General features: G+C 73.2%; 17 protein-coding genes. 4 read left to right on the plus strand and 13 right to left on the minus strand.

What is annotated here, in order from left to right; genetic code table 11:
* Positions 1–115 precede the first annotated feature (115 nt).
* Positions 116–1,369, plus strand: coding sequence for an MFS transporter (locus tag ACWC97_RS09225; RefSeq protein ID WP_352272911.1), 1,254 nt, complete (start codon positions 116–118; stop codon positions 1,367–1,369).
* Here ACWC97_RS09225 and ACWC97_RS09230 read toward each other — a convergent pair.
* The 12 genes from ACWC97_RS09230 to ACWC97_RS09285 all read right to left on the minus strand — a co-directional run bounded on the left by ACWC97_RS09230 (position 1,356) and on the right by ACWC97_RS09285 (position 16,814).
* On the minus strand, positions 1,356–2,093 hold the full coding sequence (locus ACWC97_RS09230) for an urease accessory protein UreD (protein WP_450648353.1): 738 nt from the start codon (positions 2,091–2,093) through the stop codon (positions 1,356–1,358). The two genes, ACWC97_RS09225 and ACWC97_RS09230, sit on opposite strands and share 14 nt — an antisense overlap.
* The gene (gene ureG, locus ACWC97_RS09235; protein ID WP_450648355.1) at positions 2,090–2,830 is read right to left on the minus strand and encodes an urease accessory protein UreG; all 741 of its coding nucleotides are present in this window, start codon (positions 2,828–2,830) and stop codon (positions 2,090–2,092) included. The genes ACWC97_RS09230 and ureG overlap by 4 nt, the downstream gene beginning before the upstream one ends.
* On the minus strand, positions 2,823–3,488 hold the full coding sequence (locus ACWC97_RS09240) for an urease accessory protein UreF (RefSeq protein WP_450648357.1): 666 nt from the start codon (positions 3,486–3,488) through the stop codon (positions 2,823–2,825). Before ACWC97_RS09240 ends, ureG begins: the two co-directional genes overlap by 8 nt.
* A complete protein-coding gene (locus ACWC97_RS09245; RefSeq protein WP_450648359.1) occupies positions 3,488–5,191 on the minus strand; it encodes an urease subunit alpha in 1,704 nt (567 codons plus the stop codon). Before ACWC97_RS09245 ends, ACWC97_RS09240 begins: the two co-directional genes overlap by 1 nt.
* Position 5,192: 1 nt before the next feature.
* A complete protein-coding gene (locus ACWC97_RS09250; protein ID WP_450648361.1) occupies positions 5,193–5,513 on the minus strand; it encodes an urease subunit beta in 321 nt (106 codons plus the stop codon).
* On the minus strand, positions 5,510–5,812 hold the full coding sequence (locus tag ACWC97_RS09255) for an urease subunit gamma (protein ID WP_352272917.1): 303 nt from the start codon (positions 5,810–5,812) through the stop codon (positions 5,510–5,512). Before ACWC97_RS09255 ends, ACWC97_RS09250 begins: the two co-directional genes overlap by 4 nt.
* A gap of 269 nt (positions 5,813–6,081) precedes the next feature.
* Positions 6,082–9,837 carry a S8 family serine peptidase gene (locus ACWC97_RS09260; protein WP_450648363.1) on the minus strand — a complete coding sequence of 1,252 codons (3,756 nt, stop codon included), beginning with the start codon at positions 9,835–9,837 and terminating at the stop codon, positions 6,082–6,084.
* Between the two features lie 104 nt (positions 9,838–9,941).
* On the minus strand, positions 9,942–11,090 hold the full coding sequence (locus tag ACWC97_RS09265) for an XdhC family protein (RefSeq protein WP_450648365.1): 1,149 nt from the start codon (positions 11,088–11,090) through the stop codon (positions 9,942–9,944).
* Positions 11,091–11,141: 51 nt separating this feature from the next.
* Entirely contained in the window at positions 11,142–12,593 is a 1,452-nt protein-coding gene (locus tag ACWC97_RS09270) for an NCS2 family permease (RefSeq protein ID WP_450648367.1), read from the minus strand.
* A gap of 347 nt (positions 12,594–12,940) precedes the next feature.
* Entirely contained in the window at positions 12,941–15,325 is a 2,385-nt protein-coding gene (locus ACWC97_RS09275) for a xanthine dehydrogenase family protein molybdopterin-binding subunit (protein ID WP_450648369.1), read from the minus strand.
* Positions 15,326–15,327: 2 nt separating this feature from the next.
* Complete coding sequence (locus tag ACWC97_RS09280) at positions 15,328–15,921, minus strand: (2Fe-2S)-binding protein (protein WP_352272922.1); 594 nt, start codon at positions 15,919–15,921, stop codon at positions 15,328–15,330.
* Positions 15,922–15,923: 2 nt separating this feature from the next.
* Positions 15,924–16,814, minus strand: a complete 891-nt coding sequence (locus ACWC97_RS09285) for an FAD binding domain-containing protein (RefSeq protein ID WP_352272923.1) — start codon at positions 16,812–16,814, stop codon at positions 15,924–15,926.
* Between the two features lie 316 nt (positions 16,815–17,130).
* Between ACWC97_RS09285 and ACWC97_RS09290 the strand changes: the two genes are divergently transcribed.
* Both ACWC97_RS09290 and ACWC97_RS09295 read left to right on the plus strand, forming a co-directional pair.
* Entirely contained in the window at positions 17,131–18,873 is a 1,743-nt protein-coding gene (locus ACWC97_RS09290; RefSeq protein WP_352272924.1) for a PucR family transcriptional regulator, read from the plus strand.
* 150 nt (positions 18,874–19,023) lie between these two features.
* Positions 19,024–19,824 (plus strand): hypothetical protein, encoded by an 801-nt coding sequence (locus ACWC97_RS09295; RefSeq protein WP_385206217.1) that lies wholly within the window; start codon positions 19,024–19,026, stop codon positions 19,822–19,824.
* Positions 19,825–19,846: 22 nt separating this feature from the next.
* On the opposite strand, the gene ACWC97_RS09300 is transcribed toward ACWC97_RS09295, so the two are convergent.
* On the minus strand, positions 19,847–20,605 hold the full coding sequence (locus ACWC97_RS09300) for a GntR family transcriptional regulator (RefSeq protein WP_450648372.1): 759 nt from the start codon (positions 20,603–20,605) through the stop codon (positions 19,847–19,849).
* 149 nt (positions 20,606–20,754) lie between these two features.
* On the opposite strand from ACWC97_RS09300, the gene ACWC97_RS09305 reads away from it, so the two are divergent.
* The gene (locus ACWC97_RS09305) at positions 20,755–21,603 is read left to right on the plus strand and encodes a (2Fe-2S)-binding protein (protein WP_450648374.1); all 849 of its coding nucleotides are present in this window, start codon (positions 20,755–20,757) and stop codon (positions 21,601–21,603) included.
* Positions 21,604–21,791: the final 188 nt, after the last annotated feature.

Below are 21,791 nucleotides of genomic sequence, written 5' to 3' on the forward strand. Positions count from 1 at the left end.
CTCTGTGCGTAGGGCCCGCCACAGCCGCACCCCGTTTTGACCGGGTGCGGTGCTCCGGTGTCCCCGCATGCCCGCGGCGCCCTCCCGTGCGCCGCCCTTCACGAGGAACGTCCTCATGTCTCCCTCTTCGCCCGCGCCTTCGTACGCGGCCGTCCTGCGTACCCCGTACGCCTCCCGCACCTTCGGGGCCGCCCTGCTGGGGCGGCTCTCGTACGGGATGGTCTCCCTCTCCCTGATGCTGGCGGTGCGCGCCGCCACCGGCTCGTACTCCGTCGCCGGTACCGTCATGGCGCTGTTCGGTGCGACCAGCGTCTTCCTCTCGCCCGCCCGGGCCGGGCTGATCGACCGGTACGGGCCGCGCCGGGCCCTGCCGCCGATGGCCGGTCTCTACGCGCTGCTGCTCGCCGCCCTGGCGTACGCCACCTGGCGGCCGGGCGGCTCACCGTTCCTGATCGGGGCGCTGGCCACGGCGGCGGGTGCGTGCACCCCGCCGCTGGGGCCGGTGATGCGGATGCTCTGGAGCGAACTGGTCGCCGACCGGGAGCTGCTGCAACGTGCCTACAGTCTGGACGGTGTCGCCGAGGAACTCCTCTTCGTCAGCGGGCCGTTGCTGGTCGGGGTGGTGATCGCGGCGGCCCCCGCGTCGGCCGGTGTCGCACTCAGTGCCGCGCTGGTCCTCACCGGCACGCTGGCACTGGTGACCTCACCGGCGGTGCGCGGTGCGCGGGCGGGGCGGCCGGCCGGTGCGGGGAAGGCGCGGGGCGGCCCGGTGGCCGGGCGGCGGCTGCTCGGTGTGGCCGCGCTCCGGCAGGCGGTGCTGGTGACGGGCACCGTGGGCCTGTGCCTGGGGGCGCTGGATCTGCTGGTGGTGGCGTTCACCGAGCAGCGTCACCAGGGCGCGGCCGTCTCCTGGGTGCTGGCCGCCCTCTCGGCGGGCAGCGCGGTCGGGGGGCTGGCCTACGGCGCGGTGTCGTGGCGGACGCCGAACCGGGTGCGGCTGCCGCTGCTGGCGGCCGGGCTGGGCGCGGCGGTGGCCGTGGCGGGGCTGTCGCCCCGGGTGTACGTGCTGGTGGTGGTGGCCGCGGTGGCCGGGCTGTTCGTCGCCCCCGCGCTGACCACCGCGTATCTGATCGCGGACGAGTCGGTGGAGGCGGCCGCCCGGACCCGGGCGGGGGCCTGGGTGAACAGCGCGGTGAACGCCGGGGCCTCGGCCGGTACCGCGGTGGTGGGGCTGCTGGTGGACCGGCTGTCACCGGCGCTGTGCTTCGCACTCGCGGGGGCGCCCGCGCTGCTGTGCGCGGCGGTGGTGGCGCGGGGCGCCCTGGCGCGCACGTCCGTGGGAGCGGGTGGTGCGGTCAGCCGGTCGTGACCGCGCACCACTCCTCCCAGACGGCGGCCAGGTCCGCCTCGATCGCCGGTGCCACCGTGTCCAGCAGCCGGATCTGGGCGCCCGGCCCCGCCAGTGCCGTCCGGTACGGGTGGGGCGGGCCGCCCGGGTCGGCGCCGAGCGCGGTGACCGAGCCGATGACCCGGTGCGGGCCGAGGACCCCGGGCAGTTCGCGCAGGTCCGCGTCGCGCAGGTCCAGGTCCTCGACGAGGAGTTCCAGGCCGTCGTAGGTGGCGTGCGTGGTGGCCCGGACCGCGCCGCCGCGTTCGCCGGAGCGGCCCAGGACCAGGGTGTCGCGCCAGAGCATGCGGGCCCCGGCCGCGAGCACGACCGTCATCGAGCGCTCGACCCGGGCACCTTCGGAGATCACGAACGGCCGGGCGTCCCAGAGGAGTTCGCCGCCCTCCTCGATCTCGACGCGGGCCCGCCAGCTCGATGTGCCGCCCCGGTGGTCGTAGGCGACCAGTCCGGAGGGTTCGGTCAGCTCCAGCCGGGCGCCGGCGCCGACCCTGATGCGCAGCCGCAGGTCGTCACCGGCGAGGAGTCCGGCCCGGGTGCCGACCAGGGCGAGGCGCAGCCGGTCGGGGGCGGGGCGCAGCGGCCGGGGCGCGAGGAAGGCGCCCGGCCGCAGTTCGCGGGCGATGTGCCGGCCCGCGCCGTCGCGTTCCACGGCGACGGCGGTGGGCTCGGCGGCCTGTCGGTTCACGAGTGGCTGTGCGCGTGGTCGTGGTCGCCGCCGTGGCTGTGCGGGGCCATCGGGCCCGGGTCGGTGGGGACCAGGGTGCCGTCGCGGTGCCGGGCGAGGACGGACCGTACCCAGTCGGCGAGTTCGGCGACCGAGGCGGCGTCGTGCTTGGAGAGCGCGAGGACGGGCAGGCCGTCGCGGGCGGCCGAGGCGTCGGCGACCATGGCGGCCACGTCGACCTCGACGTGCGGGGCGAGGTCGGTCTTGTTGATGATCAGGAGGTCGGCGCCGGTGATGCCGGGGCCGCCCTTGCGGGCCACGTCGCCGCCGCCCGCGACGTCGATGCAGAAGAGCTGGGCGTCGGCGAGGGCCGGGCTGAAGGTGGCGGTGAGGTTGTCGCCGCCGCTCTCCACGAGCACCAGGTCGAGCGGGCCGAACTCCTCCTCCAGGTCCTCGACGGCGTCGAGGTTGGCGCTGACGTCGTCCCGGATCGCGGTGTGCGGGCAGGCGCCGGTCTCAACGGCCCGGATGCGCTCGGTGGGCAGGACGCCCGCCGAGCGGAGGAAGCGGGCGTCCTCGTCGGTGTAGATGTCGTTGGTGACGACGGCCATGGCGAGTTCGTCGGCCAGTTCACGGCAGAGGGTCGCGAGGATGGAGCTCTTGCCGGTGCCGACCGGTCCGGCGACGCCGAGGCGCAGGGCGCGCGGCCGGGTGTGCTGGTGGGTCTGCTCGTCGGTGTGCTGGTGCTGCTCAGGCAAGGAAGAGTCTCCGTTCTCGTCGTGCGTGTTCCAGTGCCCACTGTTCGGTGAGCGGGGGCGTGCGGGCGGGCAGTGCGGCCGGGTCCGGTACCGCGAGGGCCTCGGCCACCGCGGCCGCGGCGTGCGGCTCGGCGTCGAGGATCCAGGCGACGGAGTCCAGCGGGTCGCCGGGCAGCAGTTTGAGCGCCGCGGAGGTGATGGTCTGCAGTTCGTCGTAGACGACGCCGCGGGCCAGTTCCTCCTCGGTGACCCGCATGACGGCGCCGAGCGCGCCGAGCGCGACCGGCCGCAGCGGGCGGGTTTCGAGGGCGGTCAGCGCGGTGACCGCCGGGTGGTCGGGGGCGAGCCGCCGGGCGAGGCGGCGCACCCCCCGGCCGAGCGTCGCCGACGCCTCGCGGAGCGGGGCGGCCGGGGTGCGGGCGGCCAGTGCGTGCTGTACGGGGCCGTAGTCGACCGGGTCCTGTCCGGCGGCGCGCAGGGCGAGCACGGCGGCGGCGGCCTCGGTGACGGCGGCGGTGTGCAGCCGGGCCCGCAGCAGGGCGGGGAGGTGGTCGCGGGTGAGGCCCGCGGCGACGGCCGGTTCGAGTCCCGCGCTGTAGGTGTACGCGCCGACCGGGAGCCGTCCGTCGCCGAGCAGCAGGGGTGCCAGGCCCGCCATCAGAACATGGCGTACCGCTGGGCCAGCGGCAGTTCGGTGGCGGGTGCGGGCTCCACGAGTTCCCCGTCGATGCGGATGGCGAAGGTCTCCGGGTCGACGTCGATGTCGGGGAGCGCGGTGTTGTTCGGCAGGTCCGCCTTGGTGAGGTGGCGGGTGGGCCGTACCGCGACCAACTCCCGTTGGAGCCCGAGGCGTTCGGCGAGTCCGTCGTCGAGTGCCGCGGGGGCCACGAAGCTGACGGAGAGGTGCGGGGCGGCGTCGGCGGCGGCGGTGGCGCGCAGCAGGACGGGCTGGGTGGTCGGGATCGCGGCGTTGGCGTCGCCGAGCGGGGCGTAGACCACCATGCCGCCCTTGAGGACGGCGGCGGGCCGGATGCCGAAGAAGGCGGGATCCCAGAGCACCAGGTCGGCGAGCTTGCCGGGTTCGACGGAGCCGACGACGTGGTCGATGCCGTGGGCGACGGCCGGGCAGATCGTGTACTTGGCGACGTAGCGGCGGGCGCGCTCGTTGTCGGCGGGCAGTTCGCTGCCCCGGTCCCCGAAGCGCCGCTTCATGACGTGCGCGACCTGCCAGGTGCGGCAGACGACCTCGCCGATGCGGCCCATGGCCTGGGCGTCGGAGGAGGTGATGGAGAGGGCGCCGATGTCGTGCAGGACGTCCTCGGCGGCGATGGTGGTGGCGCGGATGCGGGACTCGGCGAAGGCGAGGTCCTCCGGGACGCGGGGGTTGAGGTGGTGGCAGACCATCAGCATGTCGAGGTGTTCGGCGACGGTGTTGACGGTGTGCGGCAGCGTCGGGTTGGTGGACGCCGGCAGGATGTGGGGGTGGGAGGCGACGGTGATGATGTCGGGGGCGTGGCCGCCGCCCGCGCCCTCGGCGTGGAAGACGTGGATGGAGCGTCCGGCGATGGCGTCGAGGGTGCCTTCGACGTATCCGGCCTCGTTGAGGCTGTCGGCGTGCAGGGCGACCTGGAGGCCGTGTTCCTCGGCGGCCTTGAGCGCGGCGTCGATGGCGGCGGGGGTGGCGCCCCAGTCCTCGTGGACCTTGTAGCCGCCCGCTCCGGCGAGGGCCGCCTCCCGCAGGGCCTCGGCGCCGACGGTGGAGCCCTTGGCGAAGAGCATGACGTTGAGCGGGACGCGGTCCAGCGCGCGGTGCATCATCGCCAGGTTCCAGGCGCCGGGGGTGACGGTGGTGGCCTTGGAGCCCTCGGTGGCGCCGGTGCCGCCGCCGATGACGGTGGTGGTGCCGGTGGCGAGGGCCTCGTGCAGGGCTTCCGGCATGAGGAAGTGGACGTGGGTGTCGACGGCTCCGGCGGTGAGGATGCGGCCCTCGCCGGAGACGACGTCGGTACCGGGGCCGATCACCAGGTCGGGGTGGACGCCGTCGCTGATGTCCGGGTTGCCGGAGCGGCCGAGGGCGACGATCCGGCCGTCCCGCACGCCGACGTCGGTCTTGACGATGCCCCAGTGGTCGAGGACGACGACGTTGGTGATGACGAGGTCGAGGGCGCCGTCGGCGCGGGAGGCGGTGGACTGGGCCATGGACTCGCGGATGGACTTGCCGCCGCCGAAGACCGCCTCGTCGCCGCCGAAGCAGCGGTCCTCCTCGACCTCGATCCAGAGGTCGGTGTCGGCGAGGCGTATCCGGTCGCCGGTGGTGGGTCCGTAGAGCGACGCGTAGGCGTCACGGGTCATCAATGCCATGTCACATGTCGTCCGTTCGTTCGGGCCGGGTGCCGGGCACCACGATGCCGGGCACCCTCTGGTGGCCTCCGAGTTCGACGAGGGCGACCTCGGCGCCGACTCCGGGTTCGAAACGCAGGGAAGTACCGGAGGGAATATCGAGCCGGAATCCCTCGGTAATGGCCCGGTCGAAGGAGAGCGCGGGATTCGCGTCCGGGAAATGCAGATGCGAGCCTATTTGAATGGGACGGTCACCGTCGTTCACCACGGTCACGGAAATCTGCGTACGGCCGTCATTGATCTTCAGTTCACCGGACCCGGTCCGGATCTCGCCCGGGATCACGGGATCGGCGAGGTGATCGTGACGAGCTTGCGCCCGTCCGGGAAGGTCGCCTCGACCTGGACGTCCTGCAGCATCTCGGGAACACCTTCCAGCACGTCGGCGCGGGTGAGGACATTCCGTCCCGCGGTCATCAGATCACTGACGAGGGCGCCTTCACGAGCACGTTCCATCGCCCAGCAGGAGAGCAGTGCGACCGCCTCGGGATAGTTGAGGAGCACCCCCCGCTCCTTGCGGTCACGGGCGACCATTCCGGCGACGCTCAACAGCAATTTCTCCGTGTCGGACGGAGTGAGAAACATTGGGAAACCTCCATGCCAGCATTCCCCGGGATTCCCGGAATCGCTCGCTCTTCTTATAAGCCTCCCGAGCGCGCCCTGGCAACTCACTCCATGCCGCGATAAGTCTGTTTCTAGCCTTATCGACCACCATATACGGGCAAAGTAGACAAATTTTGTGCATCAAGAAACGGTAAAGAGAGGCGGCCCCGCACCCGGTCAGGGGGTGCGGGGCCGCCTCGGGGGCGCGCCGGATCAGCTCGCTTCGGCCCGGTCCGGCGGTCCGGGTGGGGTCACTTCAGGCCGAAGGCCCGGATGATCTCCTGGTCGATGCCCAGCCCGCCGGGCGCCTCGGCGTGCGCCTTCAGCGAGACGAACGAGCCGGCCTTCGCCGCGGTCTTGAACCGGGCGGTCCAGGAGCCGACCGCGTCCTTGCGCAGCTGCACCGGCTCCCAGCTCTTGCCGTCGTCGTAGCTGACCGACAGCGAGGCCCCGGTGGCCTTCACCGCGCCGTCCAGCCACTCCTGCGTACCGGCCGAGAGGCCGATCTCGGTCCAGCCCTTGGCCTTCACGTCACCGGCCAGGTCGGTGTCGACCCGGTAGTCCAGCTGGAGCAGCGGGATGTCGGCCTGGGAGGGGCCGTTCTCGTCCATGGCGCCGGAGACGAAGTTCCACTCGGTGTGGGTGCGCACGGAGGTCTTCCACTCGTCGGCGTCCCGGGCCGAGTCGAGCACGAAGCGGTACGGGAGCTTCTCGGGCGAGACGTCCCAGGCGAATCCGGCCCGGCCCGCGACCTTCTTGATCAGGGTGTCGCCCTGGTAGAAGGCCGTGCTGGTGGTGTCGTACTCGTCCGACGGCATGGCGCCCGAACGTCCGGCCCCGGAGTCCGTCCACGGGGTGAAGTTGAACTGGATGTCGTTGTAGACGGACCGGAACGGACCCCAGTAGCCGGTGCCCAGGCGCGGCCGGGCGATCGGGGCGAACCACTGGGCGGGGTAGGTGCGGCCCGCCGTGTAGTCCAGGTCGCCGCTGCGCATCTCCAGGGCGGCCTCCCCGCCGTCGCCGAGAACCGAGTGGTTCTCGTACCAGAAGGAGGCGCCGGGCAGCGGGGTGACCCACTCCTCGCGGGTGCCGGGGAACTTCTCGTACTCCTCGAAGCCGACGCCGGGGCCGTAGTCGGGGATGTCGTAGCGGTAGCCGCCGCCGAGCCGGTCCTTCTCGCCGTAGAAGGTGTTCTCCACCTTCGCCAGGTCGCGGGCGGACGGGGCGTACGCCAGCGAGCGGTCCGGGACGGTGCCGTCGTGGCGGTCGACCAGGTCGTAGACGTAGCGGGCGAACTTGCGCTGGGTGACCGTGGCCTTCGCGCCGTGCCGGACCGAGTCGATCAGCTTCTCGCCCGCCAGGCGCTGGACGGAGGCGACCGGGATCGCGGTCTGGGTGCCGTACGGGGCGTACGACTCCAGCAGGACGCCGTCGCCGTCGTTGACCACGAACAGCGCCCGCGCCCCGGCGGCCACCGCGGCGGCGACCCGGTCCTCGGGGGCGACCGCGTCGCTGCGACGGACGACGACCGCCTTGCCCTTCGCGTTCAGGCCCCGGTAGTCGGCGGTGGCGCCGTTGCCCGCGAAGACGGTGGCGAGCTTCTGCGTACCGCTTTCGGCGACCGGGGAGCCGCCCTGCACCGTCACCGGGACGTCCCGGCCGTCGGCCGACAGGTCGATCAGCTTCTCGCCCTGCCGCCAGCGGGTCAGGAAGGAGAAGCTGCCCTCGGTGACCTTCTCGGTGGGGCTCGCCCACAACTGGTCGTAGATCAGCGGGATCTGATAGGCGTCGCGCTGGACCACGCCGTTCGGTGCGGTGCGCGCCATGTCGTAGCGCAGCTGCCGGGTCTCGGTCTCCTTGGGGGTGCGCACCGAGACCTTGCGGGCCTTGGAGGCGTCGAGGGTGACCGTGGCCGACTTGCCGAGGACGATCTCGGGGGCGGCGAGGAAGGCGAGCGCCTTGGAGTCGGCGCGGTCACCGGCGACGTCCGCGGCGGTCCAGGCCGTGTAGTTGCCGGGCGGCAGCCGCAGCGTGGTCTCGCCGGGGACGGCGACGGGCTGGAGCTGCTCGTCGCCCAGCGCGCCCAGGACGACGGTGCCGTCCATCGGCCTGCCGTCGCGGTCGCGGAGCTTCAGCGTGAGGTCGTACAGCTCCTGCTCCTTGTTCAGGGCGAAGCCGGTGTGGGCGACGACGGTGCCCGCCGCGTCCGTGGCGAGGACCTGGCCGGAGAACTGCGTGTTGTTCGCGACCTTCGACGGGTCCAGCGAGAGCACGGCCTCGGCGGTACCGCCTGCCGGGACGGTGATCCGCTTCGTGGAGAGCGTGTACGCGTCGGAGCCGGTGTCCGTGGCCAGGTCGAGCGTGACGTCCTTCGCACCGGTGTTGCGGTACGTGATGGTCCGCTCGGCGACCGGGTCGGACGGGGAGTGCGGCCAGGCGTACGAGGCGACCGCGACGGAGCCGGTGGCCTCGATAGTGGTGTCGACCGCCGCCTTCACGTCGAGCCGGCCGGTGCCCTGCTCGTACGGGGTGTACTCGGGCAGCCGCTTCGACGAGCTCATCAGCGCGTCCTTGATCCGCTGGCCGGACCAGTCGGGGTGACGCTGCTTCAGGATGGCGGCGGCGCCCGCGACGTGCGGGGTCGCCATGGACGTACCGGACATCGACTGGTACATGCCCTCGATGCCGGGGACCGACTGCGAGGCGGCGGCGTTGATGTCGACGCCCGGTGCGGAGAGGTCCGGCTTCAGGCCGTAGGACCTGACCAGCGGGCCCATGGAGGAGAAGGCCGCGCGGTTGTCCTGCTTGTCGACGGCGGCGATGGTGAGCGCCTTCTCCGCGGAGCCGGGCGAGCCGATGGTGCCCGCGCCGTACGCGTTGCCCGCGGCGATCACGAAGAGCGGGCCGCCGTCGGCGGACAGCGCGTCCACCGCCAGCGACATGGGGTCGGAGCCGTCGTCCGGGACGCTGGAGCCGAGGCTCATGGAGACGACGTCGGCGCCCTCGGCCTTCGCCCACTCCATCGCCTCGATGATCCCGGAGTCGGCGCCGCTGCCCTCGTCGCTGAGCACCTTGCCGACGATCAGGTCGGCGGCCGGGGCGACGCCCTTGTTGGTGCCGTCGGAGGCGGCGCCGGAGCCCGCGATCGTGGAGGCGACGTGGGTGCCGTGCCCGTTCTTGTCGTCCACCTCCTCGCCGGGTACGAAGCTCCGGGACTCCAGGACGCGGTCCTTGACGTCCGGGTGGTCGGCGTCGATCCCGGTGTCCAGGACGGCGACCTTGGTGCCCTTGCCGTCGTAGCCCTCGGCCCACGCCTGCGGGGCGTTGACCTGCGGGACGGAGTCCTTGAGCGCCGCCTCCACCCGGCCGTCGAGCCAGAGCTTGGCGATCCCGGCGTCCAGCGAACGGGACGCGGGGGTGCGGGTGACGCCGTTCCAGAAGGTGCGGGCGGTGTCCTTGCCGGCCTTCAGCGCGGTGCCGTGGATGCTGGAGAGGGTGCGGACCTTCTTCGCGCCGCGCGGGGCGGCGGGCAGCGCGCGGGACGTGGCCCCCGGGTAGGTCGCGATCAGCGGGATGCCGCCGGACCGCTTGTCGTCGTAGCCCATCTTCACGAGCGCGGTGACGTTGAACAGCCTGCGGTCCAGCTTCCCGGCGGCGAGCAGCGCGGTGGCCTCGTCGGGCAGGACGTAGAGGTCGTCGCCGGCCTGCTGGACGTGGACCCCGCCGGTCGCCCCGTCGGGGCGGTCCACGGTGACGGTGTCCTGCTTGCCGACGCCGTCGGTGTAGTGCACGACATCGCCCGTGACCAGGGTGATGTCGTACTCCTTGACGGGCGCGGCGGCCTGGCGGGCGCCGGGGTGGGGGGTGTCCTGCGCGGCGGTGGCGGCGCCCGCCGCGGGGAGCAGTGCGCCGCTCACGAGGGCGACCGAGGTCGCTATCAGCAGGGCTCTGCGACCCGCGCGCGCGGGTCTCGCCCGGCCGGAGGCGGAGGAGGGAGTCGAAGTCATGGAGCAGATCTAAGGGCCAAAACCCCGGCTACGGTCCGGTAGGCCCCTGGCGTGAAGCCGCCGTGGCGGCAACCCGCCCCACGTGGACGGGAACCGGGAACGGTTCAGGCCACTGCGGGGATCGATCCGGCGGGCGGGGACGCCTCGTGGTGGATCGGGGTGTGCGCGCCGGTGAGCGGTACGCCGCTGCCGCCGCGCCGCTCCGCGACGATCTCCGCGACGATCGACAGCGCGGTCTCCTCCGGGGTACGGGCCCCGAGGTCGAGGCCGATCGGCGAGTGCAGCCGGGCCAGTTCGAGCTCGGTGACGCCGGCCTGGCGCAGCCGTTCGTCGCGGTCCAGATGGGTGCGGCGCGAACCCATCGCGCCGACGTACCCGACCGGCAGCCGCAGCGCCAGCTCCAGCAGCGGGATGTCGAACTTGGCGTCGTGGGTGAGGACGCACAGCACGGTGCGCGCGTCGACCTCGGTGGCCGCGAGGTAGCGGTGCGGCCAGTCGACGACGAGTTCGTCGGCCTCGGGGAAGCGGGCCCTGGTGGCGAAGACCGGGCGGGCGTCGCACAGGGTCACGTGGTACCCGAGGAACTTGCCCGCCCGGACCAGGGCCGAGGCGAAGTCGATGGCCCCGAAGACGATCATCCGGGGCGCCGGGACGCTCGATTCGACGAGGAGGGTGAGCGGCCGGCCGCAGCGCGAGCCGTCGGCGCCGATGGTGACGGTGCCGGTGCGGCCCGCGTCGAGCAGGGCGCGGGCGTCGGCGGCGGCGGTGCGGTCCAGTTCGGGGTGGCCGCCGAGTCGGCCCTCGTGGCTGCCGTCGGGGTGGACGAGCAGGGGGCGGCCGAGGAGTTCGGCCGGGCCGTCGGTGATCCTGGCGACCGCCGCCGCCGTCCCCCGTGCGGCGGCGGCGAGCGCGGCGGCGAACACCGGCCGCGCGGGGTCGTCCGCGCGGACCGGTGTCACCAGGATGTCGATGACGCCACCGCAGGTCAGCCCCACGGCGAAGGCGTCGTCGTCGCTGTAGCCGAACCGTTCGAGCACGGTGACGCCGTCCTCCAGCGCCTGCCCGCACAGTTCGTACACCGCTCCCTCCACGCACCCGCCGGAGACCGAGCCGATCGCGGTGCCGTCGCGGTCGACGGCGAGCGCGGCCCCGGGCTGCCGGGGAGCGCTGCCGCCGACCGCGACGACGGTGGCGACGGCGAAGTCGCGTCCCTGCCCGATCCACCGGTCGAGTTCCTCGGCGATGTCCAGCACGGCGTTTCTCCTTACTACGGGTGCGCGGAGGGGGTGGGGAGCCGTCGGCCGCTACTTGGCGCCGAGCCAGCTCTCGATCGGGCTGAGCGCGAAGTACACGACGAACACGCCGGTCAACACCCACATGAACGCGCCCACTTCACGGAACCTTCCCTGCGCCGCCTTGATCGCGGCGAAGGCGATCACCCCGGCACCGACCCCCGCGGTGATCGAGTACGTGAACGGCATCAGGGCCACGGTCAGGAAGACCGGTACGGCGACGGAGCGGTCGCCCCAGTCGACGTGCCGGGCGTTCTGCATCATCATCGCGCCGATCACGACCAGCGCGGCGGCGGCTATCGGCCCCGGCACGATCTGGGCGAGCGGGGTGAAGAAGAGCCCGGCCGCGAAGAGCATTCCGGTGACCACGGAGGACAGGCCGGTGCGGGCGCCCTCGCCGACCCCGGTCGCCGACTCGATGAAGACGGTCTGTCCGGAGGCCCCGGAGACACCGCCGATCGCGCCGCCCGCGCCGTCGATGAACAGCGCCTTGGACAGGCCAGGCATCCGGCCCTTGTCGTCGGCGAGCCCGGCCTCGGTGCCGACGCCGATGATGGTCGCCATCGCGTCGAAGAAGCCGGCCAGGACCAGGGTGAAGACGATCATGCCGACGGTCATGGCGCCGATCTGGCCCCAGCCGCCGAACTCGACATGGCCGAAGAGCCCGAAGTCGGGCAGGGAGACGGCGCTGCCCTGGAGTTCGGGCGCGCTGCCGCCCCACGCCTTGGGGCTGATGTCGGTGACCGCGTTGACGACGACGGCGAGGATCGTGCCGACGACGATGCCGATCAGGATCGCGCCGGGCACATTGCGGGCCTGGAGCATGAAGATGAGCAGCAGGGTGACGCAGAAGAGCAGGACGGGCCAGCCGGTGAGCTGTCCGCCGGTACCGAGGGTGACGGGAGCGCCCTTGCCGACGAACCCGGCGTTGACCAGGCCGATCAGCGCGATGAACAGGCCGATGCCGATGGTGATGCCGTGCTTCAGGGCCAGCGGGATGGCGTTCATGATGATCTCGCGCAGCCCGGTGACGACCAGCAGCACGATCACCACCCCGTACATCACGCACATGCCCATGGCCTGCGGCCAGGTCATGTGGGGTGCCACCTGGGTGGCGAGCACCCCGGAGACGGAGAGCCCGGCGGCCAGGGCGAGGGGAACCTTGCCGACGAAGCCCATCAGCAGGGTGGAGACGGCGGCGGCCAGGGCGGTCGCCGTGATCAGCGCGGCGTGGTCGAGCCGGTTGCCCGCCGCGTCCGGGCCGGAGAGCAGCAGCGGGTTGAGCAGGAGGATGTAACACATCGCCATGAACGTGGTGATGCCGCCGCGGACTTCGCGGGCGACGGTGGAGCCGCGCTCGGAGATGTGGAAGTACCGGTCGAGCCAGGATCTTCCGGCCGGGACGCGCGAGCCTGGGCCCGCGTCCGGTGCACTGGTCCTGGGTTCCACTGAATTCTGGGTCATGATGCCTGACTCCCAAGGTTCACAGGGGCACCCGCGACGCGTCGGTGTGACGCGGGATTTGGGATGTCTGCGCCGGCGGCACGACCCGGGGGACGGCCCGAGACGAACGGTGCGTGCAGAGTGAGGTGGGACACCGTACGGATCGGCGGGCGTCCGTACCCGCCACGGAGGTACGGCGGCCCGCGCGTACGGGTACTGCCGGTGCTACGGGTACCGCGGGGGCGTACGGGTTCGTACGCGGGTACCGCGGGCCCCGGGCGGCGCGGCCGGCGGGAGTGTGTCGTTCCCGGTGGGCGCGCACCGCCCGGAGGGTTCAGGAGGAGCCGTGGCCCCCCGCCTCGGGGCGCTCAGGCACCGGTGAGGTGTTCGGGGCGTACCGGCGTCCGGTTGAGCTCCAGCCCGGTCGCGTTCCGGATCGCCGCGAGGACGGCCGGGGTGGACGACAGGGTGGGGGCCTCGCCGATGCCGCGCAGCCCGTACGGGGCGTGCTCGTCGGCGAGTTCGAGCACGTCGACCGGGATGGTCGGGGTGTCGAGGATGGTGGGGATCAGGTAGTCCGTGAAGGACGGGTTGCGCACCTTCGCGGTCTTCGGGTCGACGATGATCTCCTCCATGACGGCGACGCCCAGTCCCTGGGTGGTGCCGCCCTGGATCTGCCCCTCGACGGAGAGCGGGTTGAGCGCCTTGCCGACGTCCTGGGCGCAGGCCAGTTCGACGACCTTGACCAGGCCGAGTTCGGTGTCGACCTCGACCACGGCGCGGTGGGCGGCGAAGGAGTACTGGACGTGGCCGTTGCCCTGTCCGGTGCGCAGGTCGAACGCCTCGGTGGGCCGGTGGCGCCACTCCAGCTCGATGTCGACCGCCTCGTCCTCCAGTACGTCGACCAGGTCGGCCAGCACCTCGCCGCCGTCGGTGACGACCTTGCCGCCCTCCAGGAGGAGATCGGCGGTGGCCCACGCGGGGTGGTACGAGCCGAACTTGCGGCGCCCGATCTCCAGGACCTGTTCCCGGACGGCCTCGCAGGAGTGCTTCACGGCGCCGCCGGTGACGTACGTCTGCCGGGAGGCGGAGGTGGAGCCGGCCGAGCCGACCCGGGTGTCGGCCGGGTGGATCGTGACCTGGGCGACGCCGAGTTCGGTGCGGGCGATCTGGGCGTGGACGGTGACGCCGCCCTGCCCGACCTCCGCCATCGCCGTGTGCACGGTCGCCACCGGCTCGCCGGCGATCACCTCCATGCGCACCCGGGCGGTGGAGTAGTCGTCGAAGCCCTCGGAGAAGCCGACGTTCTTCAGGCCGACCGCGTAGCCGACACCGCGCACGACGCCCTCGCCGTGGGTGGTGTTGGAGAGCCCGCCGGGCAGGGCCCGTACGTCGGGCTGCTCGCCGGCCGCCTCCCACTGGCGCTCGGGCGGCATCGAACGGGCCTTGACCCGGCGCAGCAGCTCGGCGACCGGGGCGGGCGAGTCGACGACCTGCCCGGTCGGCAGCAGACTGCCCTGCTCCATGGCGTTGATCTGCCGGAACTCCACGGGGTCCATGCCCAGTTCGGCGGCAAGCCTGTCCATCTGGGCCTCGTAGGCGAAGCAGGCCTGGACCGCGCCGAAGCCGCGCATGGCACCGCACGGCGGGTTGTTGGTGTAGAGCGCGATCGCCTCGATGTCGACGTCGTCGACGACGTACGGGCCGACGGCGAGCGAGGAGGCGTTGCCGACCACCGCCGGGGAGGCGGAGGCGTACGCGCCGCCGTCGAGGACGATGCGGCACTTCATATGGGTGAGCTTGCCGTCCCGGGTGGCGCCGTGCTCGTACCAGAGCTTCGCCGGGTGGCGGTGGACGTGCCCGAAGAAGGACTCGAAGCGGTTGTAGACCATCTTCACCGGCCGGCCGGTGCGCAGGGCGAGCAGGCAGGCGTGGATCTGCATCGACAGGTCCTCGCGTCCGCCGAACGCGCCGCCGACGCCGGAGAGCGTCATGCGGACCTTCTCCTCGGGCAGGCCGAGGACGGGGGCGATCTGGCGCCGGTCGGAGTGCAGCCACTGGGTGGCGATGTACAGGTCGACACCGCCGTCCTCGGCGGGCACGGCGAGCCCGGACTCCGGTCCGAGGAACGCCTGGTCCTGCATGCCGAAGACGTACTCGCCGCTCACCACGACATCGGCGCGGGCCGCCGCCGCGGCCGCGTCGCCGCGGACGATGGGCTGGCGGTGGACGATGTTGGGGTGCGGTACGTGCCCGGAGTGGTGGTCGTCGCGGTTCTCGTGGACCAGGACCGCGCCGGGGCCGGTGGCGGACGCCTCGTCGGTGACGACGGGCAGTTCGCGGTAGTCGATGCGGATCTTCGCGGCGGCGCGGCGGGCCGTCTCCGGGTGGTCGGCGGCGACGAGGGCCACCGGTTCGCCGTGGTGGCGGACCTTCCCGTGGGCGAGGGCCGGGGTGTCCTGGATCTCCAGGCCGTAGTTCTTCACCGTGCTCGGCAGGTCGTCGTAGGTGAGCACGGCGTGGACGCCGGGGGTGGCGAGGGCCTCCGCGATGTCGATGGAGACGATCTCGGCGTGGGCGACGGTGGAGCGCAGGGTGTGGCCCCAGAGCATCTCCTCGTGCCACATGTCGGAGGAGTACGCGAACTCGCCGGTGACCTTGAGGATGCCGTCGGGGCGCAGGGTGGACTCGCCGATGCCGCCCCTGGTGCGGCTGCCCTGGTTGATGCTGGTGGGATTGCCGGTGACGCCCATGGTCAGACCGCCTCTTCCGCTCGGGCGGCCGCCAGGCGGACCGCGTCGAGGATCTTCTCGTAGCCGGTGCAGCGGCAGAGGTTGCCGGAGAGCGCCTCGCGGATGTCCGCGTCGGAGGGTTCCGGGTTGCGTTCGAGCAGTTCGTCGGCGGCGACCAGCAGGCCGGGGGTGCAGAAGCCGCACTGGACGGCTCCGGCGTCGATGAACGCCTGCTGGATCGGGGAGAGTTCGCCGGTCGCCGGGTTGTCCTCGCCGGCCGGCCGGGCCTGCCACTGCCGGGCCCGGTCGAGCGCGGTGCCGCAGGCGCCGGGGGCGCAGCCGCCGCCCGGGTGCTGCTCGGCGCGGTGGGCGGCGAAGTCGGCGAGGCCCTCGACGGTGACGACCTCGCGGCCCTCCACCTGGCCCGCGGCGACGAGGCAGGAGCAGACCGGCACGCCGTCCAGGCGGACCGTGCAGGAGCCGCATTCGCCCTGTTCGCAGGCGTTCTTCGAGCCCGGCAGGCCCATCCGCTCACGGAGCACGTAGAGCAGGGACTCGCCCTCCCAGACGTCGTCCGCCTGGTGCCTGCGGCCGTTGACGGTGAAATTGACGCGCATGATCAGGCGGCTCCTTCGGTGCTGCGGGCGTTGCCGCGGTACGACTCCCAGGCCCAGCCGAGGGTGCGGCGGGCCATGATCCCGACGGCGTGGCGGCGGTAGCTCGCGGTGCCGCGCACGTCGTCGATCGGGTTGCAGGCGCCGGCGGCGAGCGCGGCGAACTGCTGGGCGACGGACGGGGTGATGATCTTCCGGTTGTCCCAGAAGCCGCCCTCCTCCAGCGCGGCGTTCAGGAACGCCTCGGCCTCCTTGGCCCGTACGGGGGTGGGGGCGGCCGAGCCGATGCCGGTGCGCACCGTGCGGGTCCCGGGGTGCAGGGCGATGCCGAAGGCGCAGACGGCGATGACCATCGCGTTGCGGGTGCCGACCTTGGAGTACTGCTGCGGGCCGTCGGCCTTCTTGATGTGCACGGCCCGGATCAGCTCGTCCGGTTCGAGGGCGTTGCGCTTGACGCCGGTGTAGAAGGCGTCGATGGGGATCATCCGGGTGCCGCGTACGGAGACGGCCTCGACCTCGGCGCCCGCGGCGAGCAGGGCCGGATGGGCGTCCCCGGCGGGCGAGGCGGTGCCGAGGTTGCCGCCGACGCCGCCCCGGTTGCGGATCTGCGGCGAGGCGACGGTGTGCGAGGCGAGCGCCAGTCCGGGCAGTTCGGCGCGGAGGTGTTCCATGATGCTGCTGTACGGCACGGAGGCGCCCAGGCGTACGTTCTCCCGGCCCACCTCCCAGGCGGACAGCTCGTCGATGCGGTTCAGGTCCAGGAGGTACTCAGGCCGCCGGTGGTCGAAGTTGATCTCCACCATCACATCGGTGCCACCCGCGATGGGCACGGCCGTCGGGTGCTCGGCCTTGGCGGCGAGCGCCTCCTCCCAGCTGGCGGGGCGAAGGAAGTCCATGAGTGGCTCTCTTCTTCTCAATCGGGTCGTTCACTGGGGCGGGTGCGGCCGGCCCCCGGGCTGCCGCCGTCGGCAGTCGGCGGGCCGACGGCGGCCCCGGGTGCGGCCGGCCCCCGGCAGGGCGTTCCTGCTGTGTCGACGCGGTGTGTGACCCAGTACACAAGCCGTGTCCGGCCCGGTGCAGTCACCGAAACCATGAAGGAGTTGGCTGGCCGATCTCCTCGTCTTGTAGATTCGAACGAATGGCGGAGGTCGGCGACCTCGCCGTAATACCCAGTTTTCACCCGCACCAACGAAAGAGATCGGCGGCGACGAGATGCGGCTGCGCGCACTGCTGGAGACCGACGCGCTGGGCCTGCGGCTGCTCGGCGGCGAGGACGAGCTGGACCGTTCGGTCCGCGGCGTGATGACCACCGACCTGCGGGATCCCAGCCGCTACCTGTCGGGCGGCGAGCTGGTCCTGACCGGTCTGGCCTGGCGCCGGGACGCGGCGGACTCGGAGCCGTTCGTCCGCATCCTGGCGGGCGCCGGGGTGTCCGGGCTCGCCGCGGGCGAGGCGGAGCTGGGGGACGTGCCGGACGACCTGGTGGAGGCGTGCGCGCGGCACCGGCTGCCGCTCTTCGCCGTCCATGAGACCGTCGCGTTCGCAACGATCACCGAGCATGTGGTGCGGCAGGTGTCCGGGGAGCGGGCGGGCGATCTGGCCGCGGTCGTGGACCGGCACCGCAGGCTGATGACCTCCGGCCCGGCGGGCGGCGGGCCGGAGGTGGTGCTCGATCTGCTCGGCTCCGACCTCGACCTGCACGCCTGGGTCCTCTCCCCCACCGGTCGGCAGATCGCGGGCGCGGGCGGCACGCCGCTGCCCGGGCCGGTCGGCGCCGCGCTGGCGGGCCACCACCTGGCCGCCACCCGCACCGGCCGCCGTGCCCCGCACCGGGCCGTGGTCGACGGTGCCACGTATTCGCTCTTCCCGATCCGGAACACCGGCCGCGGCGCCCAGTCGGCGTCCCTCGACGTCCGGGAGTCGGTGCTCTCGGACTGGCTGCTGGCCGTCGAGGCGGACGCCGGGGACTGGCCGCCGGCCCGGCTGGACCTGCTCCAGGGCGTCACCCAGCTGATCGCCGTCGAACGGGACCGGCGCGACGCGGCCCGTACCGTGCGCCGCAGGCTCGCCCAGGAGGTCCTGGAGCTGGTCCAGACGGGTGCTCCGCCCGCCGAGATCGCCGCCCGGCTGCGGGTCGCGGCCCCGGTGCTGCTGCCGGGCCTCGGCTCCGCGCCGCACTGGCAGGTGGTGGTGGCCCGGGTCGAGTGGGGCGGGGCCCAGGAGCGGCCGGGGGCGGGCACCCCGGCGGGCCCGGCCCACGGCGTCGCAGGCGGCCCGGTCGCCCAGGCGCTGCTGGAGGAGATCCTGGTCGACCCGGCGGTCACCGGCCCCGATTCGGCCGACCGGATCGCGGTCGCCCATACGGGTGAGGAGGCGGTGGCGCTCGTCCCGCTGCCCGCCCTTCCGGCCGCCCAGGACGGGGGTCCGGACGCGGCGCGCGACGGCGCACCGGCCGATCCCGCGCTCCACGCCGACGCGCTGCTGGCCACCGTCCGCGAACCGCTCACGGCCGGTCTCGCCGAGGACGGCCGGCTGACCCTGGGGGTCAGCGCGGCGGTGCACTCGCCCGAGGGGCTGCGCGGCGCCCTGGAGGAGGCCCGGCACGCGCGCCGGGTGGCGGCGGCCCGCCCCGGCCGGGTCTGCGCGGCCGGCCACCACGAGCTGGCCTCGCACGTGCTGCTGCTGCCGTTCGTCCCCGACGACGTGCGCCGTGCGTTCACCGCACGCCTGCTCGACCCGCTGCGGGACTACGACCGGCGCCACCGCGCGGAGCTGATCCCCACTCTGGAGGCGTTCCTGGACTGCGACGGTTCGTGGACCCGGTGCGCGTCCCGGCTGCATCTGCACGTCAACACGTTGCGCTACCGGGTCGGGCGAATCGAGCAGTTGACGGGGCGCGACCTCGCGCGCCTGGAGGACAAGCTCGACTTCTTCCTCGCCCTGCGTATGAGCTGATTCCGGCCTCCGTCAAGGCAGTTGGGTCCTCCCACCGTTTGTGAAAACTTTCACCTGAGATCGAACGACCTCTTGGCCGGGCGCCCCGATCCGTGCTGAGATTCCGCCCAGACCCAACACAGCTCGATGGCGCGCTCGGGGAGGGCAACGGTGGCGCATACCGCCAGGTCTGGTTCCGGAACGACAGCAGATGACGATCCGCCGCTCCAGACAGCGGTATGGCGGCTGCGGTCACGCGCCTGCTGGACGGATGCCGCGGCCCTGCTCGAACCCGCGGCCGCCACCGATCCGGCCGCGGCCCTCCAGCGCACCGCCCTGCTGACCGAGCGGTGCCTGTACACCGGCCAGGGCTGGACGGACGCCGAGGACGCGCTGCGCGGGGCGGAGGCGCTGGCCCGCGAGGACGACGAGCGCGGCGCCGCCGCCTGCGAGCGCGGCCATCTGGCGTACGCCTCGACCCTCCTGGGGGTACGCGACCGGGCCGACGAGGCCAGTGTCGCGCTGAGCAGGGCGGCCGCCCTGCTCGCCCCCTCCGCGCCCGCCCGACCGCTGCTGGACTTCCGGCGGGGCCTGATCGCCCAGAACATCGCCGACTCCCCGCAGGCCGCCCGCGCCGCGTACCGCAGGGCGCACGCCGGGGCCGCCGCCCGGGGGGACGCGCTGCTGCTCTCCTCGACCTGGCGCCATCTGGCCCTGCTGTCGCTGCGCGAGGGCGAGCTGGCGGAGGCCCGGCACGGCTTCGCGGAGTGCCTGCGGATACGGGAGGAGCTGGGCTATCTCATCGGTACGGCCCCGGCCCTGATCGCCCTCGCGGACACCGAGCCGGAACCGGAGCTGGCGGGCCGGCTGCGCGTCGAGGCGGGTCGGCTGTTCCGGCTCCTGGGGGGCGTGCCGACCTGGCTGGCACCGCATCTGGACCCGCCCCCGCCCGAGGCCGCCGGGGTGAACTGAGCACGGGGGCCGGGGCGCCGGGTCAGCCCCCCGCGCCGGTGAAGTGCTCCCGGACCAGCGACTGCACGACGGGCAGGTCCTGGGCGATCAGCGCGTCGAGCAGCGCGGTGTGTTCGGCGGCGTCGGCGAGCAGGTCGGCCCGGCGGGTGGCGGGGTTGTCCCGCAGCGGCCACTGCGAGCGGCGGTGCAGGTCGTCGGCGACGGCCACCAGTTGCTCGTTCCCGCAGAGTGCGAGGACGGCGCCGTGGAAGGCCCGGTCGGTCTCGGCGTAACCCGCCCGGTCGCCGATCGCGGCGGCGGCCACCGTGGCGTCGGCCAGCGGCCGCAGGGAGCACCAGGTGCCGGAGGGCACGGTACGGGCCAGCCGCAGCATCACCGGGACCTCGATCAGGGCCCGCACCTCGGCCAGCTCGGCGAGTTCGCGCGGCTCGCGCCGGGCGACCCGGAACCCCCGGTTCGGCACGACCTCGACGGCTCCCTCGACGACGAGCCGCTGCATCGCCTCGCGCACCGGTGTGGCGGAGACCCCGAACCGGGCGCCGAGGGCCGGGGCGGAGTACACCTGGCCCGGCTCCAGCCGGCCGTCGACCAGGGCCGCGCGCAGCGCCTCCAGGATCTGGCCGCGCACCGAGTGACGACGCACTGCCGGGCGCGGGGCGGGCGGCCCGTCGTGGTCGTGGGTGTGCTCGCCGCGCGCCTGCTCGGGAACCCGGACGGAGGCCGGTCCGGTCGCGGGCACGGCGGTTCCGTGCGTCGCCCCGCCTGCGCCGCCCTGCTCCACTCGGACCTCCCCGGCCGTGCCGTTCCGGCACGGCTCGCGTGCGCCGTGCCCGGTGTGCACGATAGGCGCAGGTAGCCGCAGTTCAAACATCATTCCGGTCGGGTAAGGTAAGGCTAACCTGCAAACGATCGTGATTCGGTGGTCCTTGCATGACCCTCTCCACCCTGCTCCCCGGCACCGCGGCATCGGCCGTGACGGACGCGTACGCCCGTCTGGCCGAGGTCTTCCCCGGCCTGCGCGCGCAGGTGCTGGCCGACGGCGAGTCCGCCCCCGGCGGCGCGGGCTGGGTGGGTGCGGCCGAGCTCGCCGGGGGCGGCGCGGCCTTGGACGCCTTCCTCGCCTGGGACCACGAGCAGGTCCTGCGGGACTACGGCCAGGAGGCCCGACCGGACGTGGTGGCCAGCTTCGGACTGCACCGCTACGCCTGGCCCGCCTGCCTGCTGGTGACGGTGCCGTGGTTCCTGCACCGGCGGGTGCCCCGGATCCCGGTGGCGGACGTGGCGTTCCACCGGGCGCTGGGCCGGATGACCCTGCGGGTGCGGGAGTTCGCCTGTCTGCCCGACGACCCGGCCGCCGCGCTGCCCGGCGCCCGGGTGGTCGCCGACGAGACGGCGCTGCGGGCCGAGGTCCTCGCCGCGGTGGCCGGTCATCTCGGCCCGGTGCTCGACGGTTTCGGCCCGCGGATGCGGCGCGGCCGGCGCGCCCTGTGGGGCATGGCAACCGACGAGGTCGTCGAGGGGCTCTGGTACGTCGCCCACCTGCTCGGCGAGGAGCGGCGCGCCATGACCGAGCTGGAGGCGCTGCTGCCCGGCACCACGAAGCCGTTCGTCGGCACGGCCGGGTTCCGCGAACTGACCGGGCCGGACGGCGAGTCGCTGCCCACCCGCGACCGGGCGAGCTGCTGCCTCTTCTACACGCTGCGTCCCGAGGACACCTGCGTCACCTGCCCACGCACCTGTGATGCCGACCGGGTACGGAAGTTGACGTCGGCTCCCTGAGCGGCATCCCCCGCAGGCGTGGTGGAATTCGAACCCGAATCCCTTTCCCCGCAAGGCTGTTCGATTCGGCCCCGGTCTTCCGTGCGCAGCGCCGACCCGATGGCGTTCTCTTGGGCCGAAACCCCCTGTAAGCGAACGGGTTTGGGCAATCATGGCGCCCGAAATGCCCTAACGCTACGCAAGGGACC

The organism is Streptomyces sp. NPDC001108, from assembly GCF_053598535.1.